The sequence below is a fragment of the Achromobacter deleyi genome (genome assembly GCF_902859705.1).
Taxonomy (GTDB): domain Bacteria; phylum Pseudomonadota; class Gammaproteobacteria; order Burkholderiales; family Burkholderiaceae_B; genus Achromobacter; species Achromobacter deleyi.
On the sequence record NZ_CADIJO010000006.1, the window covers coordinates 282,400 to 297,100 of the forward strand.

Sequence of the window (14,701 nt, forward strand, 5' to 3'; positions counted from 1 at the left end):
CACGCGGGACCGGGCCCCGGCGTTACAATCTTTTGGCTCCCAACGCCCCCTCCCGCCATGTCCGCAGAATCCGCAGCCGCAGCCAATCCCGCTCCCCCCTCGACCCCGGACGCGGCACGCGCGGCGCGAATGATCCCCTTCATCGTGGGCTGCGCGCTGTTCATGCAGATGCTGGACGCCACCGTCGTGGCCACCGCCCTGCCGGCCATGGCCCGGGCCCTGGGATCGACCCCGGTGCGCCTGAACGTGGCCATTACCTCCTACCTGCTGTCGGTGGCCGTGTTCGTGCCGGTCAGCGGCTGGGCGGCCGACCGCTACGGCGCGCGCCGGGTGTTCGTGGCCGCGATCGGCCTGTTCACGCTCAGTTCGGTGGCCTGCGCCCTGTCGCAGGACCTGCCCCAGCTGGTCATCGCCCGGGTCATCCAGGGCATGGCCGGGGCCATGATGGTGCCGGTGGGGCGCATCATCCTCCTGCGCACCGTGCCCAAGCAGGACCTGCTCAAGGCCATGTCGTTCCTGTCGATCCCGGCGCTGCTGGGGCCGGTGATCGGGCCGCCGCTGGGCGGCTTCATGGTCACCTACATGTCGTGGCACTGGATCTTCCTGATCAACATCCCCATCGGCGTGCTGGGCATCGCCCTGGTGCTGCGCTTCGTGGCCGAAATCAAGGAAGAGACCGCGCCGCGCCTGGACTGGCTGGGCTTTCTGCTCAGCGCCGTGTGCCTGGCCGCGCTGGTCAGCGGCTTCGAGGCCATCGGCCGCGACGTGATGCCGCTGCCCGCCCTGCTGGGCCTGATCGCGCTGGGCGCGGCCTGCGGCCTGGCCTATGCCTGGCACGCGCGGCGCATCGACTACGCCATCATCGACCTGTCGCTGATGCGCATTCCCACCTTCGCCATCTCGACCCTGGGCGGCAATCTGTGCCGCTTCGCCGTGGGCGCCACGCCCTTCCTGCTGGCGATGCTGCTGCAGGTGGGCTTCGGCCTGTCGCCGTTCTCGGCCGGCCTGATCACCTTTGCCAGCGCGGCCGGCGCCCTGCTGATGAAATTCGTCGCCACGCCCATCGTGCGCCACTTCGGCTTTCGCCGGGTGCTGACCGTGAACGCGGTGCTGACCGGCACCTTCATCATGGTGTGCGCCACGTTCACGCCCGCCACGCCGGTGTGGCTGCTGATCGCCATCCTGCTGGTCGGCGGCTTCTTCCGGTCGCTGCAGTTCACCGGGGTAAATACGCTAACCTATGCCGACATCCCCCCTGCCAAGATGAGCCGCGCCAGCAGCTTCGCCGCCATGGCGCAGCAACTGGGCATCAGCCTTGGCGTGGGTGTGGCCGCCGTCACGCTGAACATCAGCATGACGCTGCGCGGCGCCGAAACACTGGCGGTCGGCGACGTCATCGCCGGCTTCATCGTCATCGGCCTGCTGTGCGCGGCCTCGGTCTTTTCCTTTAGACGCCTCGATCCTCTGGCCGGGGCACACCTGAACGGCGCCAAACAAAGTGACGACGAATGAATTTGTCCTAGCCCTGGACCAGGGCACCACCAGCTCCCGCGCCATCGTGTTCGATCGCGACGGCGTGGTGCGCGGCATCGGCCAACGCGAATTCCGCCAGCACTACCCGCGGCCGGGCTGGGTCGAGCACGACCCCGGCGAAATCTGGCACAGCCAGCTGGACGTGGCCCGCGAAGCCTTGCGCAACGCCGCCGCCAGCGCCGCCGACGTGGCCGCCATCGGCATCACCAACCAGCGTGAAACCACCCTGATCTGGGAACGCGCCACCGGCCGCCCGCTGGCCCGCGCCATCGTCTGGCAGGACCGCCGCACGGCGCCGCTGTGCGACCAGCTGCGCGCGGACGGCCACGCCGACTTCCTGCAGGCACGCACGGGCCTGGTGCTGGACGCCTATTTCTCGGGCACCAAGCTGGCCTGGCTGCTGGACCACGTGCCCGGCGCGCGCCAGAAGGCCGAGCGCGGCGAACTGGCCTTCGGCACCGTCGACACCTGGCTGGTGTGGCAGCTGACGGGCGGCGCGGTACACAGCACCGACCCCAGCAACGCGTCGCGCACGATGCTGTTCGACCTGCATACGCAAGACTGGAACGACGAGATCCTGGCGCTGCTCAACATTCCGCGCAGCGTGCTGCCGGCCATCGCGCCCAGCAGCGCGGTGGTGGGCGAGGCGCTGCCCGAATGGCTGGGCGGGTCCATTCCCATCGCCGGCGTGGCGGGCGACCAGCAGGCCGCCACCTTCGGCCAGGCCTGCTTCAAGCCGGGCATGGCCAAGAACACCTACGGCACCGGGTGCTTCATGCTGATGAACGTCGGCGACCAGCCGGTGCAGTCGCATAACCACCTCCTGTCCACCGTCGGCTGGGGCCTGCCGGCCCAGGGCCAGGACGCCTGGCGCCCCACCTACATGCTGGAAGGCGGCGTGTTCGTGGCCGGCGCCGCGGTGCAGTGGCTGCGCGACGGGCTGGGCATCATCCAGCGGTCCGAGGAAATCGAATCGCTGGCCGCCAGCGTGGCCGACACCGACGACGTCTTCATGGTGCCGGCCTTTGCCGGCCTGGGCGCGCCGCACTGGGACCCTTACGCCCGAGGCACGCTGGTGGGCCTGACGCGCGGCACCACCCGCGCCCACATCGCCCGCGCCACGCTCGAATCCATCGCGCTGCAAAGCGCCGAACTGCTCACCTGCATGAACGGCGACAGCGGCATCGCGCTGACCGAGCTACGGGTGGACGGCGGCGCCGCCCGCAACGACCTGCTGATGCAGATGCAGGCCGACCTGCTGGGCGTGCCCGTGGTGCGCCCGCGGGTGCCGGAATCCACCGCGCTGGGCGCGGCCGGCCTGGCCGGGCTGGCGGTCGGCTTCTGGTCCGATCAGGACGAATTCGCCTCCAAGTGGCAGGCCGAACGCACGTTCGAACCGTCCTGGCCGCAATCGGTGCGCGACGCCCGCATGAAACGCTGGCGCCAGGCGGTGGAACTGTCCAAGGGCTGGTCCAACACCGCCAACTAGGTCAGCCGGACGGCGGCTAACGCCGCCGCGCCTGCGCCTGCATCACGCGCCGCGCCATCTGGTAGCCCGCGAACACATAGAACGCATTGCTGTTCATCAGCAGCCAGGCGCCCGCGCCGCCGAGCAAGGCGACCACCGGGCCCACGGCCCGCATATCCCCCTGCGACCAGGCGATCAGCCCCAGGGTGCCGCTGGCCGCCAGGGTCAGTGCGGTGCGCTTGAGCAGCACCAGACCGAACGCGTGGCCGCCCATGAAAGCCACCACGCCGATGGCCAGCGCCAGCGCGGTGACCGCGCAGGCCAGCACCAGCGCAAAGGCCGCCAACGCCGGCCCCGCGGGGCGCAGCAGCAGGCTCAACAGGCCGATGCCCACGCCGATGCCCCCGACCATCGTCAACACCGCCAGCACCAGCGGCGACCACAGACCGGGCGGCGTCTGGCGCGCGTCCATGTCGGCGATGAAGCGATGCATGGCGGTGGACGTGGCGGCAGCGCGGCGCTCCCGTTCCGGCGCCGCGCCATCCTCGCGCCCGGCCTCGTCCCGCAGCGCCGCTTCCAGCTTGCGGCACTGCGCGATCAGCGCGTTCAGGCCCGGGCTGGCGGCCATCACAGCCTCGTCACGCCCGGGGCGTGTTCGGCCACCGTCTTGCGCAGCGCCGCCATGGCTTCCTGCACGGCGGCCGGGCGAAAGGCGTCTTCGCGCCAGTACATCGCCACGGAACCGAAGCCCGACAGCCGCACCGGGATGATGCGCATCGCCTTCATCTGCGCGAAGCGCAGCGCGGCGCGATGCGAGGCCACGCCGATCATGTCGCTGTTGTTGATCAAGGTGAGGTTGATGGTGACCGAGTTGGATTCCACGTGATCCGCGGGCGGCGCCTGCCCGGCCGCGGCCAGCGCGGCGTCGACCGCGTTGCGGATGGGAGTGCCCTTGGGCCAGAGGATCCAGCGGTACGACAGCAGGTCCGGCCAGCCCGGCTGTTCCAGCGCGAACAGCGGATGGCGCGGCCGCGCCACCAGGTGGATCGGTTCAAGGTACAGGGCTTCGAAGCGGATGGCGGGGTCGTGGTGCTCGGGCGCCGAACGGCCCACCACGATGTCCAGGTCGCCCTGGGCCAGTTGCGCCAACAGGCGGTCGGTGGTGCCTTCCACCAGCTTCACGCGCGCCTGCGGCATGCGTTCCAACAGTTTCATCACCGCCAGCGGCACGGTGTCGGACGCGGAAGCGCCCGACGCGCCGATCACCACCCGACCGCCGCCGCCTTCGCGCAGCGCGGCCATGTCGGCGCTGGCGCGGTCCAGCTGCGCCTCGACCCGCTGCGCATGCGCGATCAGCACGTCGCCATGCGGCGTGGGCCGCAGGCCGCGCGCATGGCGCTCGAACAGCGGCAGGCCGATATCGTCTTCCAGGTCCTTCAGCCATTTCGACAGGCCCGGCTGGGTCGTGTTGAGCATGGCGGCCGAGTGGCTGATGTTGCGGGTCTGGGCCAGGCTGAGCAACATTTTCAGGTTGCGCAGGCGCAGGCGGTGGGTCCAGTCCATGGCGCCCTCTTGTCTCTTGTGAGGTGTCGTACGTGGGCCGGGCGGCGCCGTACGTATATGGTTATTGGTATGGATAATAAGATAATTTCATTATTAAACACATAGCTCGTTCCGCATAATCGTCTCCACATCAGGACCCGCCGCGCCCCTTGCAGCGGCGGGCCATGCCTAGAAGAGAGTTGGCCTCGATGCCGGCTCCACAGGAGACAAGCATGCCCGACAGCCATTCCACCGGCGCGGACCGCGCCGCCTATTACGCGCGCATCGCGCAGAAACACATGGCTCCCCTGTGGGAATCGCTGCACAACCTGGTGCCGCGCCACCCAGCGCCGCGCTGCGTGCCCGCCATCTGGAAATACGACGACGTGCGCGATGACGTGCTGGCCTCGGGCTCGCTCATCACCGCCGAAGAGGCCGTGCGCCGCGTGCTGATCCTGGAGAACCCCGGCCTGCCCGGCCAGGCCAGCATCACGCAAAGCCTGTACGCCGGCCTGCAGCTGATCCTGCCCGGCGAAATCGCGCCCAGCCATCGCCACACCCAGTCGGCCCTGCGTTTCATCGTCGAAGGCCGCGGCGCCTACACCGCGGTCAACGGCGAACGCACCACCATGCACCCGGGCGACTTCATCATCACGCCGTCCTGGACCTGGCACGACCACGGCAACGCCGAAACGGTCGACGGCGGCGAACCCGTGGTGTGGCTGGACGGCCTGGACATTCCGCTGCTGCGCTTCCTGGACGCGGGCTTTGCCGAGAACTACCCGTCGGCCACGCAGCCCGTCACGCGCCCCGAAGGCGACAGCATGGCGCGCTTTGGCCACAACATGGCGCCCGTGCGGCATCGCGCGGCCGGCGGCACCTCGCCGATCTTCAACTACCCCTACGAGCGCAGCCGCGAAGCCCTGGATTCGCTCTACCGCCACGGCGAGCTCGACCCCTGGGATGGCGTGAAGCTGCGCTACCTGAACCCGGGCACCGGCGGCTACCCCATGCCCACCATGGCCACCTTCATGCAGCTGCTGCCCGCGGGCTTTCAGGGCAAGCCATTTCGCAGCACCGACTCCACCGTCTACAGCGTGGTCGAAGGCCGTGGCACGGCGCGCATCGGCGACGCCGAATTCCACTTCGGCCCGCGCGACGTGTTCGTGGCGCCGTCGTGGCTGCCGGTGCAGCTGGCGGCGCTGGACGACGCCACGCTGTTCAGCTATTCCGACCGCCCGGTGCAGGACGCCCTGGGCCTGTGGCGCGAAGAACGCATCGCCTGAACGCCCCGCGTTCCCCGCCTCATTTCGGCCGGCACCCGCGCGGGCGCCGGCCCCGCATTCCTACAAGGTGACCCATGTCTTTTGTCTTTGATCCCGCCGCTCCCGTTGCCGTGCCCGTCGCCGGCAGCGCCGACCGCTTCCCCGTGCGCCGCGTCTACTGCGTGGGCCGCAACTACGCCGCCCATGCCCGCGAGATGGGCTTCGACCCCGACCGCGAACCGCCCTTCTTCTTCTGCAAGCCGGCCGACGCCGTGGTGCCGGTGGCCCCGGACACCACGCTGTCGCTGCCCTACCCGCCCGAAACCGCCAACCTGCACTACGAGATCGAACTGGTCGCGGCCATCGGCCAAGGCGGCGCGAACATTGCCGTCGAAGCGGCACTGCAACACGTGTGGGGCTATGCCGTCGGCCTGGACATGACCCGCCGCGACCTGCAGATGAAGATGCGCGAAGCCGGCCGCCCGTGGGAACTGGGCAAGGCCTTCGACCAAAGCGCCCCGATCGGCCCGCTGCACCGCGCGGCCGACGTCGCCGGCATACACCAGGCGGCCATCTGGCTGCAGGTCAACGGCAAGGACAAGCAACGCAGCGACATCGGCAAGCTGATCTGGTCGGTCGCCGAAACCATCGCCTACCTGTCCAGGTACTTCCGCCTGGAAGCCGGCGACCTGATCTACACCGGCACCCCCGAAGGCGTGGGCCCGGTGGTGCGCGGCGACACGATGGTCGGCGGCGTGGACGGCCTGGGCACGCTCAGCGTGCGCATCGACTGAGCCGGAGGCCCCATGCAACTGCACAGCTTCTTCAACAGCTCCACCTCGTACCGCGTGCGCATCGCGCTGGCCCTGAAGGGCGTGGCGTTCGAGGTGCTGCCCATCAACCTGCGCAAGCAGGAACAGCGCGCCGCCGACTACGTCGCCATCAACCCGTCGGCCGGCGTGCCGCTCTTGACCGACGGCGATTTCTCGCTGTCGCAGTCGCTGGCCATCATCGACTACCTGGACGCCACGCACCCCACCCCGCGCCTGATTCCGCAGGATGCGCGCGAGCGCGCCCGCGTGCTGGAACTGTCCGACGCCATTGCCTGCGATATCCATCCGGTCAACAACATGCGCATCCTGCGCTACCTGCAGGAAGAACTGGGCGCCACCGAGGCCCAGAAGAACGCCTGGTACCACCACTGGATCCGCGAAGGCCTGACGGCGGTCGAGACCCTGCTGGCCCGCCACGGCCACGGCGCCTATTGCTTTGGCGATGCGCCGACGCTGGCCGACTGCTGCCTGGTGCCGCAAGTGGCCAACGCCCAGCGCATGGGCTGCGACCTGTCGGCCTACCCGAACGCGCTGCGCGTCTATGCGCATTGCACCGCCCAGCCCGCCTTCCAGCAGGCCGCGCCCGCCAACCAGCCGGACTACGTCAAATGAGCCGCCAAGCCACCCCGGGCCAGGAGCCCGACCCCCAGGGCGCACCGCTGCGCGAGTACACCGACCCCGCCTACCGGCCCCTGTGCGCGACCCTGTCCGAGGTACGCGCCAACATCGATCGGCTCGATGACGAGATCGTGCGGCTGATGGCCGAACGCGCCATGTACGTGAAAGACGCCGCGCGCTTCAAGCGCGACGCCTTCCAGGTCAGCGCCCCGGCCCGCCAGGCCGAGGTCTTCGAGAAGGTGCGGCGCCTGGCCGAACGCCACGACCGCGGCTTCGAGAACCTGGACCAGGTGGTGGACGCCGCCTACCGCGCGATGGTCGCGGCCTTCATCGCCAATGAACAAACCTATTTCAACACCATGAGAATCGTGGGAGACAAGCATGCGTGATTTCACCCCCCTGACCCGAGCGCGCGGTGCCGCGGCACGCGCCCTGGCCCTGGGCCTGATCGCGCTGGCGCCGCTGGGCGCGGCGCAGGCCGCCGATGCCTGGCCGACGCAGCCGCTCAAGGCCATCGTGCCGTTCGGCCCGGGCTCCAGCCCCGACCAGGTGGCGCGCATCGTCGGCGAGAAGGCCGGCGCCATCCTGGGCCAGACCGTGGTGGTGGAAAACAAGCCCGGCGCCAGCGGCAACATCGGCACCTTCGCCATCGCCAACGCCAAGCCCGACGGCTACACCTTCGGCGTGTCCATCACCGGCCCCCTGGTGAACAACACGCTGCTGTTCGACAAGCTGCCCTATGCGCCGGCCACCGACCTGGCGCCCCTGACGCTGGCGGTGCACCAGCCCAACGTGCTGGTGGTGCCGGCCACCGCCGGCATTGCCAACGTCGGCCAATTGCTGGAGGCACTGAAGAAGAACCCGGACAAGTACAACTTCCCCTCGCCGGGCGCCGGCACCGTGTCGCACCTGGCCGTGGAACTGCTGCTGCAGCAGATCGGCGCGCGCGCCACGCACGTGCCCTATCCGTCGTCGCCCGCCGCGCTGACCTCGCTGCTGTCGGGCGACACGCAGTTCGCCGCGCTGCCGCCCATCGCCGTGATGCCGATGGTCAAGGATGGCCGCCTGAAGGCGCTGGCCGTCACGTCGTCCAAGCGCTCGGGCCTCTTGCCCGAGATTCCCACGCTGGCCGAAGCCGGCGTGCCGGGCATCGAAGGCTCGGCCTGGATCGGTTTCGTGATCTCGTCCAAGGTGCCGGCCGACATCCAGAAAAAGCTGTCCGACGCGCTGATCCAGGCGATCCGCGACCCGGAAGTCGTCAAGCGCCTGCAAGCGCAATTCATGGACCCCGTGGGCAGCAGCCCGGCTGAATTCCGCGCCTACATGGACGACGAACTCAAGCGCTGGGAGCCCCTGATCAAGAAGCTCGGCATCAAGGGCCAATAGCGTTGCGCAAGGAGACAAGCATGAGCATTACCGAACCCGCCCGCCAGATCCCGCTGTACGGCGAATACGACGTCGTGGTGCTGGGCGGCGGCCCCGCCGGCATTCTCGCGGCCGCCAGCGCCGCCCGCAACGGCGCCCGCGTGCTGCTGGTGGAGCGCTACGGCTTTCTGGGCGGCATGGGCACGGCCGCGGGGGTGTCCAACTTCTGCGGCCTGCATGCCAACATCCACGGCGACATCCGCCAGGTGGTGCACGGCATGACCGACGAGCTGCTGGACCGCATGCGCGCGCTGGACGGCCTGAACGACCCGCACCTGATCCTGGGCAAGATCCACGCCCAGGCCTACGACATCTCGGCCTTCAAGTGCGCGGCCGACGGCATGGTGCAGGACAGCGGCGCGCAGATCCTGTTCCACGCCCTGGCCACCGGCCTGACGCGCGACGCGGCGGGCAATGTCGACGCGCTGTTCCTGGAAACCAAGTCGGGCCGCTGCGCGGTGCGCGGCAAGGTCTTCATCGACTGCTCGGGCGATGCCGACATCGCCCAGTGGGGCGGCCTGCCCTTCGAGAAAGGCGATGCCCAGGGGCACATGCTCTACCCCACGCTGATGTTCAAGGTCGGCAACGTCGACGGCGTCCGCGCCCAGGAAGCCTGGAAGACGATTCCGCTGCTGATGGACCAGGCCGCGGCCAGCGGCGAGTTCACCTTTCCGCGGCGCGGCGCCATCGTGCGGCCGCAAAAGCATGACTACGAATGGCGCGTCAACGTCACGCAACTGGCCAACGCCGACGGCAGCGCGGCCGACGGCACCGACGCCGCGTCGCTGTCGGCCGGCGAACTGGAAGGCCGCCGCCAGATCACGCAGTACCTGGCCTTCCTGCGCGCCAAGGTGCCGGGTTTCGAGCAGGCCTATGTGCTGGACATCGCCCCGCAACTGGGCATCCGCGAAACCCGCCGTATCGTCGGCGAAGCCGTGCTGACCAAGGAGGACGTCCTCGGCTGCGCCGATTTCGAAGACAGCATCGGCGTGAACGGCTGGCCGCTGGAAATGCACACGGCCGGCGACGTGCAATGGATGTGGCCGCCCATTCCCGAATCGCGCGGCTACAACCAGCTGCCGTTTCGCATGATGGTGCCGCGCCGCGGCGCGGGCGTGGCCGGCAACGTGCTGGTGGCCGGGCGCTGCGCCTCGATGACGCACGAAGGCCAGTCGGCGGCGCGTGTCAGCGGCAGCTGCTTCGTCATGGGCGAAGCGGCCGGCACGGCATCGGCGATGGCGCTGCGCGCCGGCATCGCGCCGGCCGACGTGCCCGTGGCGGCGCTGCAGACGCAGCTGGAAAGCCAGGGCGCCTTCCTGGGCCGCCAGGAATGAACCTGCAAGGAACTTGGCAATGAACGCAACACCGGCAGTCTCTACTTCCCCGCAATCCGTGATCGTCGTGGGCGGCGGCATCGGCGGCCTGGCCGCCGCGCTGGCGCTGACCCGCCAGGGCATCGCGGTGCAGTTGCTGGAACAAGCCGCGCACATCGGCGAAATCGGCGCCGGCATCCAGCTGGGCCCCAACGCCTTTGCCGCGCTGGACGCGCTGGGCGTGGGCGCCACCGCGCGCCAGCGGGCGGTATTCACCGACCACATCATCATGATGGACGCGGTCGATGCCCGCGAAGTGGTGCGCATCGACACCGGCGCGGCGTTTCGCGAGCGCTTCAACGGCCCCTATGCCGTGATTCACCGCGCGGACATCCACCTGTCCATCCTGGAAGCCGTGCAGCAGAATCCGCTGATCCGCTTTCGCACCTCGACCCAGATATCCAGCGTGTCCCAGGACGGCCGGCGGGTCGAAGTGGTCGACACCGACGGCAACCGCTACCAGGCCGATGCCGTGGTGGGCGCCGATGGCGTGAAGTCCGTCATCCGCGAACGCCTGATCGGCGATCCGGCGCGCGTGACCGGCCACGTGGTCTACCGCGCCGTGGTGGAACGCGACAACATGCCCGAGGAACTGCGCATCAACGCGCCGGTGCTGTGGGCCGGGCCGCACTGCCATCTGGTGCACTACCCCTTGCGCGGCGGCCAGCAATACAACCTGGTCGTGACCTTCCACAGCCGCGAAGAAGAACAATGGGGCGTGCGCGAAGGCAGCAAGGAAGAAGTGCTGTCGTACTTCCAGGGCATCCACCCGCGGCCGCACCAGATGCTGGACCGCCCCACGTCATGGAAACGCTGGGCCACCGCCGACCGCGAGCCGGTCGAACACTGGGGCCAGGGCCGCGTCACGATCCTGGGCGACGCCGCCCATCCGATGACGCAATACATGGCCCAGGGCGCCTGCATGGCGCTGGAAGATGCGGTGACGCTGGGCGAAGCCGTCAAGCGCTGCGATCACGATCTGGAAGCCGCTTTCCGCCTGTACGAATCGGTGCGCATTCCGCGCAGCGCGCGCGTGGTCTGGTCGACCCGCGAAATGGGCCGCCTGTATCACGCGCGGGGCGTCGAACGCACCGTGCGCAACATGCTGTGGACCGGCCGCAGCCAGTCCCAGTTCTACGACGCGTTGCAGTGGCTCTATGGCTGGAAAGTGGAGAACTGTCTCGCGGGACCCATCGAGCCGTAGAAAAACGGCAGGCAAGGAGGAGACAACCATGACACACCCCACCATCCGCGGCGCCGCCGCGGCGCTGCTGGCAACGGCAGCCCTGGCCGCCCAGGCCCAGCAAAAGCCCGTGGACATCGGCTTCATCGGCACGCTGTCCACGCCCGCCGGCTATATCGGCGAGGACGAGCGCGACGCCTTCATGCTGGCCGTCAAGGAAGGCGGCGGCAAGCTGGGCGGCGTGCCGGTAAACGTGCGGGTCGAAGACGACGCGCTCAAGCCGGCCAATGCCAAGCAGATCGCCGACAAGATGGTGCAGGGCGGCGTGCGCCTGTTCACAGGCGTCAATTTCTCCAACGTGCTGGCCGCGGTGGCACCCACCGTGCTCAACGCCGGCGGCTTCTATGTCAGCCTGAACGCCGGGCCATCCAACTACGCCGGCAAGGCCTGCAACCCCAACTACTTCTCGGTGTCGTTCCAGAACGATTCGTACGCCGACACCGCCGGCATGGCCGCCAACGAATTGGGCGCCAAGCGCGTCGTCGTCATGGCGCCCAACTACCAGGCCGGGCGCGACGCCGTGGCGGGCTTCAAGCGCACCTACAAGGGCGAGATCGCCGAAGAGATCTACACCAAGCTGGACCAGGCCGATTTCTCGGTCGAACTGGCGCGCGTACGGTCGCTGGCGCCCGACGCCATCTTCCAGTTCCACCCGGGCGGCGCGGGCATCAACCTGACCAAGCAGTTCGCCAATTCCGGGCTGGACGGCAAGATCAAGATGATCACCCCGATCTATTCGATGGACGAGCGCATGCTGGCCGCCACCGGCACCGCGGGCAAGGGCTTTTACCTGAGTTCGCTGTGGAGCGCAGACCTGGACAACCCGCAGAACAAGCATTTCGTCCAGGCCTTCACCCAGGCCTACAACCGCGCGCCCACCGCCTATGCCGCGCAGGCCTACGACACCGCCAACCTGATCGGCACGGCCCTGAAGGCCGCGGGCGGCGACATCGCCGGCAAGCCCGACGCCTTCCGCGACGCACTGCGCCGCGCCGACTTCCCCAGCGTGCGCGGCAAGTTCAAGTTCGGCCCCAACCAGCATCCCGTGCAGGACTGGTACCTGCTGCACATCGAGACCGGCCCCGACGGCAAGCTGGTCTACAAGAACCTCAAGGTGATTGCGCGCGACCACACCGACGTGCATGCGGCCGACTGCAAGATGTAGGCCCTAATCCCGCGATTCGCAGAACGTCAGCCGGTTGCCGAAGGGGTCGGTGACCTGCAGCAGCCGGCCCCAGGGCGCGTCTTCGATGCCGGGGCGCGCATAGCCGTATTGCTTGGCGATCAATTCGGCCTGGTAGGCATCCACGCCCTGCGTACGCACGAAGATCGCAGAGCCGGGCGTGGCGTCGCCATGATGCTCGCTGAGGTGCAGCACCAGGTCACCGCGGTGCACCTGCGCGTACAGCGGCAGGCCGGGTTCAAAGCGGTGTTCCCAGTCCCATTCAAAGCCCAGAAAATCCAGATAGAACTCGCGCGCCTTTTCTTCCGAAAAGATACGCAGGATGGGAATGGCGGGGGACAAATGCATGGTCTGGCCTTAGTATACGAAGGGTCGCGCACAGGACTACCGGTGCGCCGCGAAAACCGCACGCGCCTGCCCAAGCATAAATCAAATCTCCCCCATGCCCGACGCCCAAGCCGCTTCCTGGAAGCACCTGCCCGCGCCGAAAAAGCGCACTGCCCTGCCCTTTGATGCCGTCTATACAGCCGAACAGTACGCCCGCCTGCGCCAAGGCCGAATACCGCAGGAAATGGAAGACAAGTGGTTCATCTACCTGGAAGACGGCGTGCTGCGCTTTCACCGCAGCTGGACCGGCATCTGGATCTACGCCGTGACCTTGCAGCCGCAAGGCGAGCAATGGCACGCGAGCAATGCCTGGGTCAATCGCGAGACCGACCAGTACGGCTGCACCGACCTGGAAACCGACCGCAAGCTGCTGCTGCGGCTGGTCGACAACCTGCTGGCCGCGCCCGTGGCGTAACGCCATCGGCCGGCCACGTATGCAATCTGGCCGGTCCAGGAAAAAGCCGCGCCCTGGGGCGCGGCTTGCATCAGGCTCACGTAGCCGACGGCCTATCGCCGGCACGCACGCGTCAGGCGCCTGCGTTCAATTCAGGCTGGCGCCGGAGATCTTCACGATCTCCTGGTACTTGGCCTTTTCGTTCTTGACGAATTCGGCGAACGCTTCGGGCGTCATCGGACCCACTTCCGAGCCCATCAGCAGCGAGCGCTGCTTCACATCCGGCAGTTCCATCGCGTCGGCGAAGGCCTTGTGCAGCTTGGCCACCACCGGCGCGGGCGTGCCGCCCGTGGCGAACACGCCGAACCAGGTGCCCAGGTCAAAGCCCTTGATGCCGGACTCTTCCACGGTGGGCACATCGGCCAGCAGCGACGAGCGCTTGGCCGTGGTCACGGCCAGCGCCTTGACCTTGCCGTCCTTGATCAGCGGTGCCGAGGCCGCCAGGTTGTCGAACATGAAGTCCGACTGGCCCGACAGCAGCGCCAGCTGTGCGGGTGCGGCGCCCTGGTAGGGGATGTGCTCGACGTTGATGCCGGCGCGCGCCTTGAGCAGTTCGCCCGACAGATGGCCCGCGCTGCCGTTGCCGCCCGAACCGTAGTTCAGCTTGCCCGGGTTCTTCTTGGCGTAGTCGATCAGGTCGGCCAGCGTCTGGATCTTGTTCTTGGTGGCGAATTCGACGTTCATGACCAGCACGTTCGGCACCGACGTCACGATGGTGATGGGCGCGAAGTCCTTCACCGGGTCATAAGGCAGGTTGGCGAACAGCCAGGGATTGATGGCGTGGGTGGCCACGGCGCCCATCACCAGGGTGTAGCCGTCGGGCGGGGCCTTGGCCACCAGGTCGGCGCCGATGTTGCCGCCCGCGCCCGAGCGGTTTTCCACGATCACGGGCTGGCCAAGCGAGCCGCGCACCTTTTCGGCCAGCATGCGGGCCATGGTGTCCAGCGGGCCGCCGGGCGGGTAAGGCACCACGAAGCGCAGCGGCTTGGTGGGGAAATCGGTGGCCTGGGCCAGCACGGGCGCGGAAAAGGCCAGCGTGGCGGCCAGGGCTGCGGCGCCGCCCAGCAAGGCGCGGCGCAGGGCGCTACGGGGGGTCTGTTTCATCTCGTGTTCTCCTCTCGATGCATCATTGGCGGTCGGTAGCATACCGCAGCGAGAAGAACAGCGTAACAAAGGGCTACCGCCGAAAGCGGCTCGAATTCGACCAAAAGAAAAGCCGCCTTCAGAGGAAGGCGGCCTGGGATCGACGGTGCAGCGCCCGCGATTCAGATCAATGCAGGATCTGGCTCAGGAACAGCTTGGTGCGTTCGTTCTGCGGATTGTCGAAGAACTCGTCCGGGCTGTTCTGCTCGATGATCTCGCCGCGGTCCATGAAGA

15 protein-coding genes and 1 pseudogene are annotated in these 14,701 nt (G+C 68.3%); 11 read left to right on the forward strand and 5 right to left on the reverse strand.

All coding sequences use genetic code 11. From position 1 onward, the window contains the following. Positions 1–57: 57 nt before the first annotated feature. Together HV798_RS11945 and glpK are read left to right on the forward strand one after the other, a co-directional pair. The gene (locus HV798_RS11945) at positions 58–1,512 is read left to right on the forward strand and encodes a DHA2 family efflux MFS transporter permease subunit (protein WP_175196251.1); all 1,455 of its coding nucleotides are present in this window, start codon (positions 58–60) and stop codon (positions 1,510–1,512) included. After that, complete coding sequence (gene glpK / locus HV798_RS11950; protein WP_175216411.1) at positions 1,499–3,022, forward strand: glycerol kinase GlpK; 1,524 nt, start codon at positions 1,499–1,501, stop codon at positions 3,020–3,022. Before HV798_RS11945 ends, glpK begins: the two co-directional genes overlap by 14 nt. Before the next feature lie 16 nt (positions 3,023–3,038). Here glpK and HV798_RS11955 read toward each other — a convergent pair whose 3' ends face one another. Together HV798_RS11955 and HV798_RS11960 are read right to left on the reverse strand one after the other, a co-directional pair. Beyond that, positions 3,039–3,629, reverse strand: a complete 591-nt coding sequence (locus HV798_RS11955) for a hypothetical protein (protein ID WP_175196255.1) — start codon at positions 3,627–3,629, stop codon at positions 3,039–3,041. After that, positions 3,629–4,564, reverse strand: coding sequence for a LysR family transcriptional regulator (locus HV798_RS11960; RefSeq protein ID WP_025137213.1), 936 nt, complete (start codon positions 4,562–4,564; stop codon positions 3,629–3,631). The genes HV798_RS11955 and HV798_RS11960 overlap by 1 nt, the downstream gene beginning before the upstream one ends. Before the next feature lie 212 nt (positions 4,565–4,776). On the opposite strand from HV798_RS11960, the gene gtdA reads away from it, so the two are divergent. From gtdA to HV798_RS12000, 8 genes are all read left to right on the forward strand, one after another. Continuing rightward, entirely contained in the window at positions 4,777–5,829 is a 1,053-nt protein-coding gene (gene gtdA / locus HV798_RS11965) for a gentisate 1,2-dioxygenase (RefSeq protein WP_175196257.1), read from the forward strand. Positions 5,830–5,903: 74 nt separating this feature from the next. Beyond that, complete coding sequence (locus tag HV798_RS11970; RefSeq protein ID WP_175196260.1) at positions 5,904–6,602, forward strand: fumarylacetoacetate hydrolase family protein; 699 nt, start codon at positions 5,904–5,906, stop codon at positions 6,600–6,602. 12 nt (positions 6,603–6,614) lie between these two features. Beyond that, positions 6,615–7,253, forward strand: a complete 639-nt coding sequence (gene maiA / locus HV798_RS11975) for a maleylacetoacetate isomerase (RefSeq protein ID WP_175196262.1) — start codon at positions 6,615–6,617, stop codon at positions 7,251–7,253. Beyond that, a complete protein-coding gene (locus HV798_RS11980) occupies positions 7,250–7,648 on the forward strand; it encodes a chorismate mutase (RefSeq protein ID WP_175196264.1) in 399 nt (132 codons plus the stop codon). The genes maiA and HV798_RS11980 overlap by 4 nt, the downstream gene beginning before the upstream one ends. Next, positions 7,641–8,645, forward strand: coding sequence for a Bug family tripartite tricarboxylate transporter substrate binding protein (locus HV798_RS11985; protein WP_175196266.1), 1,005 nt, complete (start codon positions 7,641–7,643; stop codon positions 8,643–8,645). Before HV798_RS11980 ends, HV798_RS11985 begins: the two co-directional genes overlap by 8 nt. Positions 8,646–8,665: 20 nt before the next feature. Further along, positions 8,666–10,018, forward strand: a complete 1,353-nt coding sequence (locus HV798_RS11990; protein WP_175196268.1) for an FAD-dependent oxidoreductase — start codon at positions 8,666–8,668, stop codon at positions 10,016–10,018. A 19-nt stretch (positions 10,019–10,037) separates the two neighbouring features. Continuing rightward, positions 10,038–11,261: a 3-hydroxybenzoate 6-monooxygenase gene (locus HV798_RS11995; RefSeq protein ID WP_175196270.1), complete on the forward strand. Its 1,224-nt coding sequence runs from the start codon at positions 10,038–10,040 to the stop codon at positions 11,259–11,261. Between the two features lie 28 nt (positions 11,262–11,289). Continuing rightward, entirely contained in the window at positions 11,290–12,465 is a 1,176-nt protein-coding gene (locus HV798_RS12000) for an ABC transporter substrate-binding protein (RefSeq protein ID WP_175196272.1), read from the forward strand. A gap of 3 nt (positions 12,466–12,468) precedes the next feature. Here HV798_RS12000 and HV798_RS12005 read toward each other — a convergent pair whose 3' ends face one another. Then, a complete protein-coding gene (locus HV798_RS12005; protein ID WP_175196274.1) occupies positions 12,469–12,831 on the reverse strand; it encodes a glyoxalase superfamily protein in 363 nt (120 codons plus the stop codon). 94 nt (positions 12,832–12,925) lie between these two features. On the opposite strand from HV798_RS12005, the gene HV798_RS12010 reads away from it, so the two are divergent. Next, positions 12,926–13,285, forward strand: coding sequence for a hypothetical protein (locus tag HV798_RS12010; protein WP_175196277.1), 360 nt, complete (start codon positions 12,926–12,928; stop codon positions 13,283–13,285). A 126-nt stretch (positions 13,286–13,411) separates the two neighbouring features. Here HV798_RS12010 and HV798_RS12015 read toward each other — a convergent pair whose 3' ends face one another. Continuing rightward, entirely contained in the window at positions 13,412–14,428 is a 1,017-nt protein-coding gene (locus HV798_RS12015; protein WP_175196279.1) for a Bug family tripartite tricarboxylate transporter substrate binding protein, read from the reverse strand. 166 nt (positions 14,429–14,594) lie between these two features. After that, positions 14,595–14,701 (reverse strand): annotated as a pseudogene (locus tag HV798_RS12020) (amino acid ABC transporter ATP-binding protein); the annotation flags it as partial.

Excerpts from the sequence above, each read along its gene's own strand:
- HV798_RS11990 (WP_175196268.1), top strand. The coding sequence starts at position 8,666 with ATGAGCATTACCGAACCCGCCCGCCAGATCCCGCTGTACGGCGAATAC.
- HV798_RS12015 (WP_175196279.1), bottom strand. The coding sequence starts at position 14,428 with ATGAAACAGACCCCCCGTAGCGCCCTGCGCCGCGCCTTGCTGGGCGGC.
- HV798_RS11945 (WP_175196251.1), top strand. The coding sequence starts at position 58 with ATGTCCGCAGAATCCGCAGCCGCAGCCAATCCCGCTCCCCCCTCGACC.
- maiA (WP_175196262.1), top strand. The coding sequence starts at position 6,615 with ATGCAACTGCACAGCTTCTTCAACAGCTCCACCTCGTACCGCGTGCGC.
- gtdA (WP_175196257.1), top strand. The coding sequence starts at position 4,777 with ATGCCCGACAGCCATTCCACCGGCGCGGACCGCGCCGCCTATTACGCG.
- HV798_RS11995 (WP_175196270.1), top strand. The coding sequence starts at position 10,038 with ATGAACGCAACACCGGCAGTCTCTACTTCCCCGCAATCCGTGATCGTC.
- HV798_RS12000 (WP_175196272.1), top strand. The coding sequence starts at position 11,290 with ATGACACACCCCACCATCCGCGGCGCCGCCGCGGCGCTGCTGGCAACG.
- HV798_RS11960 (WP_025137213.1), bottom strand. The coding sequence starts at position 4,564 with ATGGACTGGACCCACCGCCTGCGCCTGCGCAACCTGAAAATGTTGCTC.
- HV798_RS11980 (WP_175196264.1), top strand. The coding sequence starts at position 7,250 with ATGAGCCGCCAAGCCACCCCGGGCCAGGAGCCCGACCCCCAGGGCGCA.
- HV798_RS11955 (WP_175196255.1), bottom strand. The coding sequence starts at position 3,629 with ATGGCCGCCAGCCCGGGCCTGAACGCGCTGATCGCGCAGTGCCGCAAG.
- HV798_RS12005 (WP_175196274.1), bottom strand. The coding sequence starts at position 12,831 with ATGCATTTGTCCCCCGCCATTCCCATCCTGCGTATCTTTTCGGAAGAA.
- HV798_RS12010 (WP_175196277.1), top strand. The coding sequence starts at position 12,926 with ATGCCCGACGCCCAAGCCGCTTCCTGGAAGCACCTGCCCGCGCCGAAA.
- HV798_RS11985 (WP_175196266.1), top strand. The coding sequence starts at position 7,641 with ATGCGTGATTTCACCCCCCTGACCCGAGCGCGCGGTGCCGCGGCACGC.
- HV798_RS11970 (WP_175196260.1), top strand. The coding sequence starts at position 5,904 with ATGTCTTTTGTCTTTGATCCCGCCGCTCCCGTTGCCGTGCCCGTCGCC.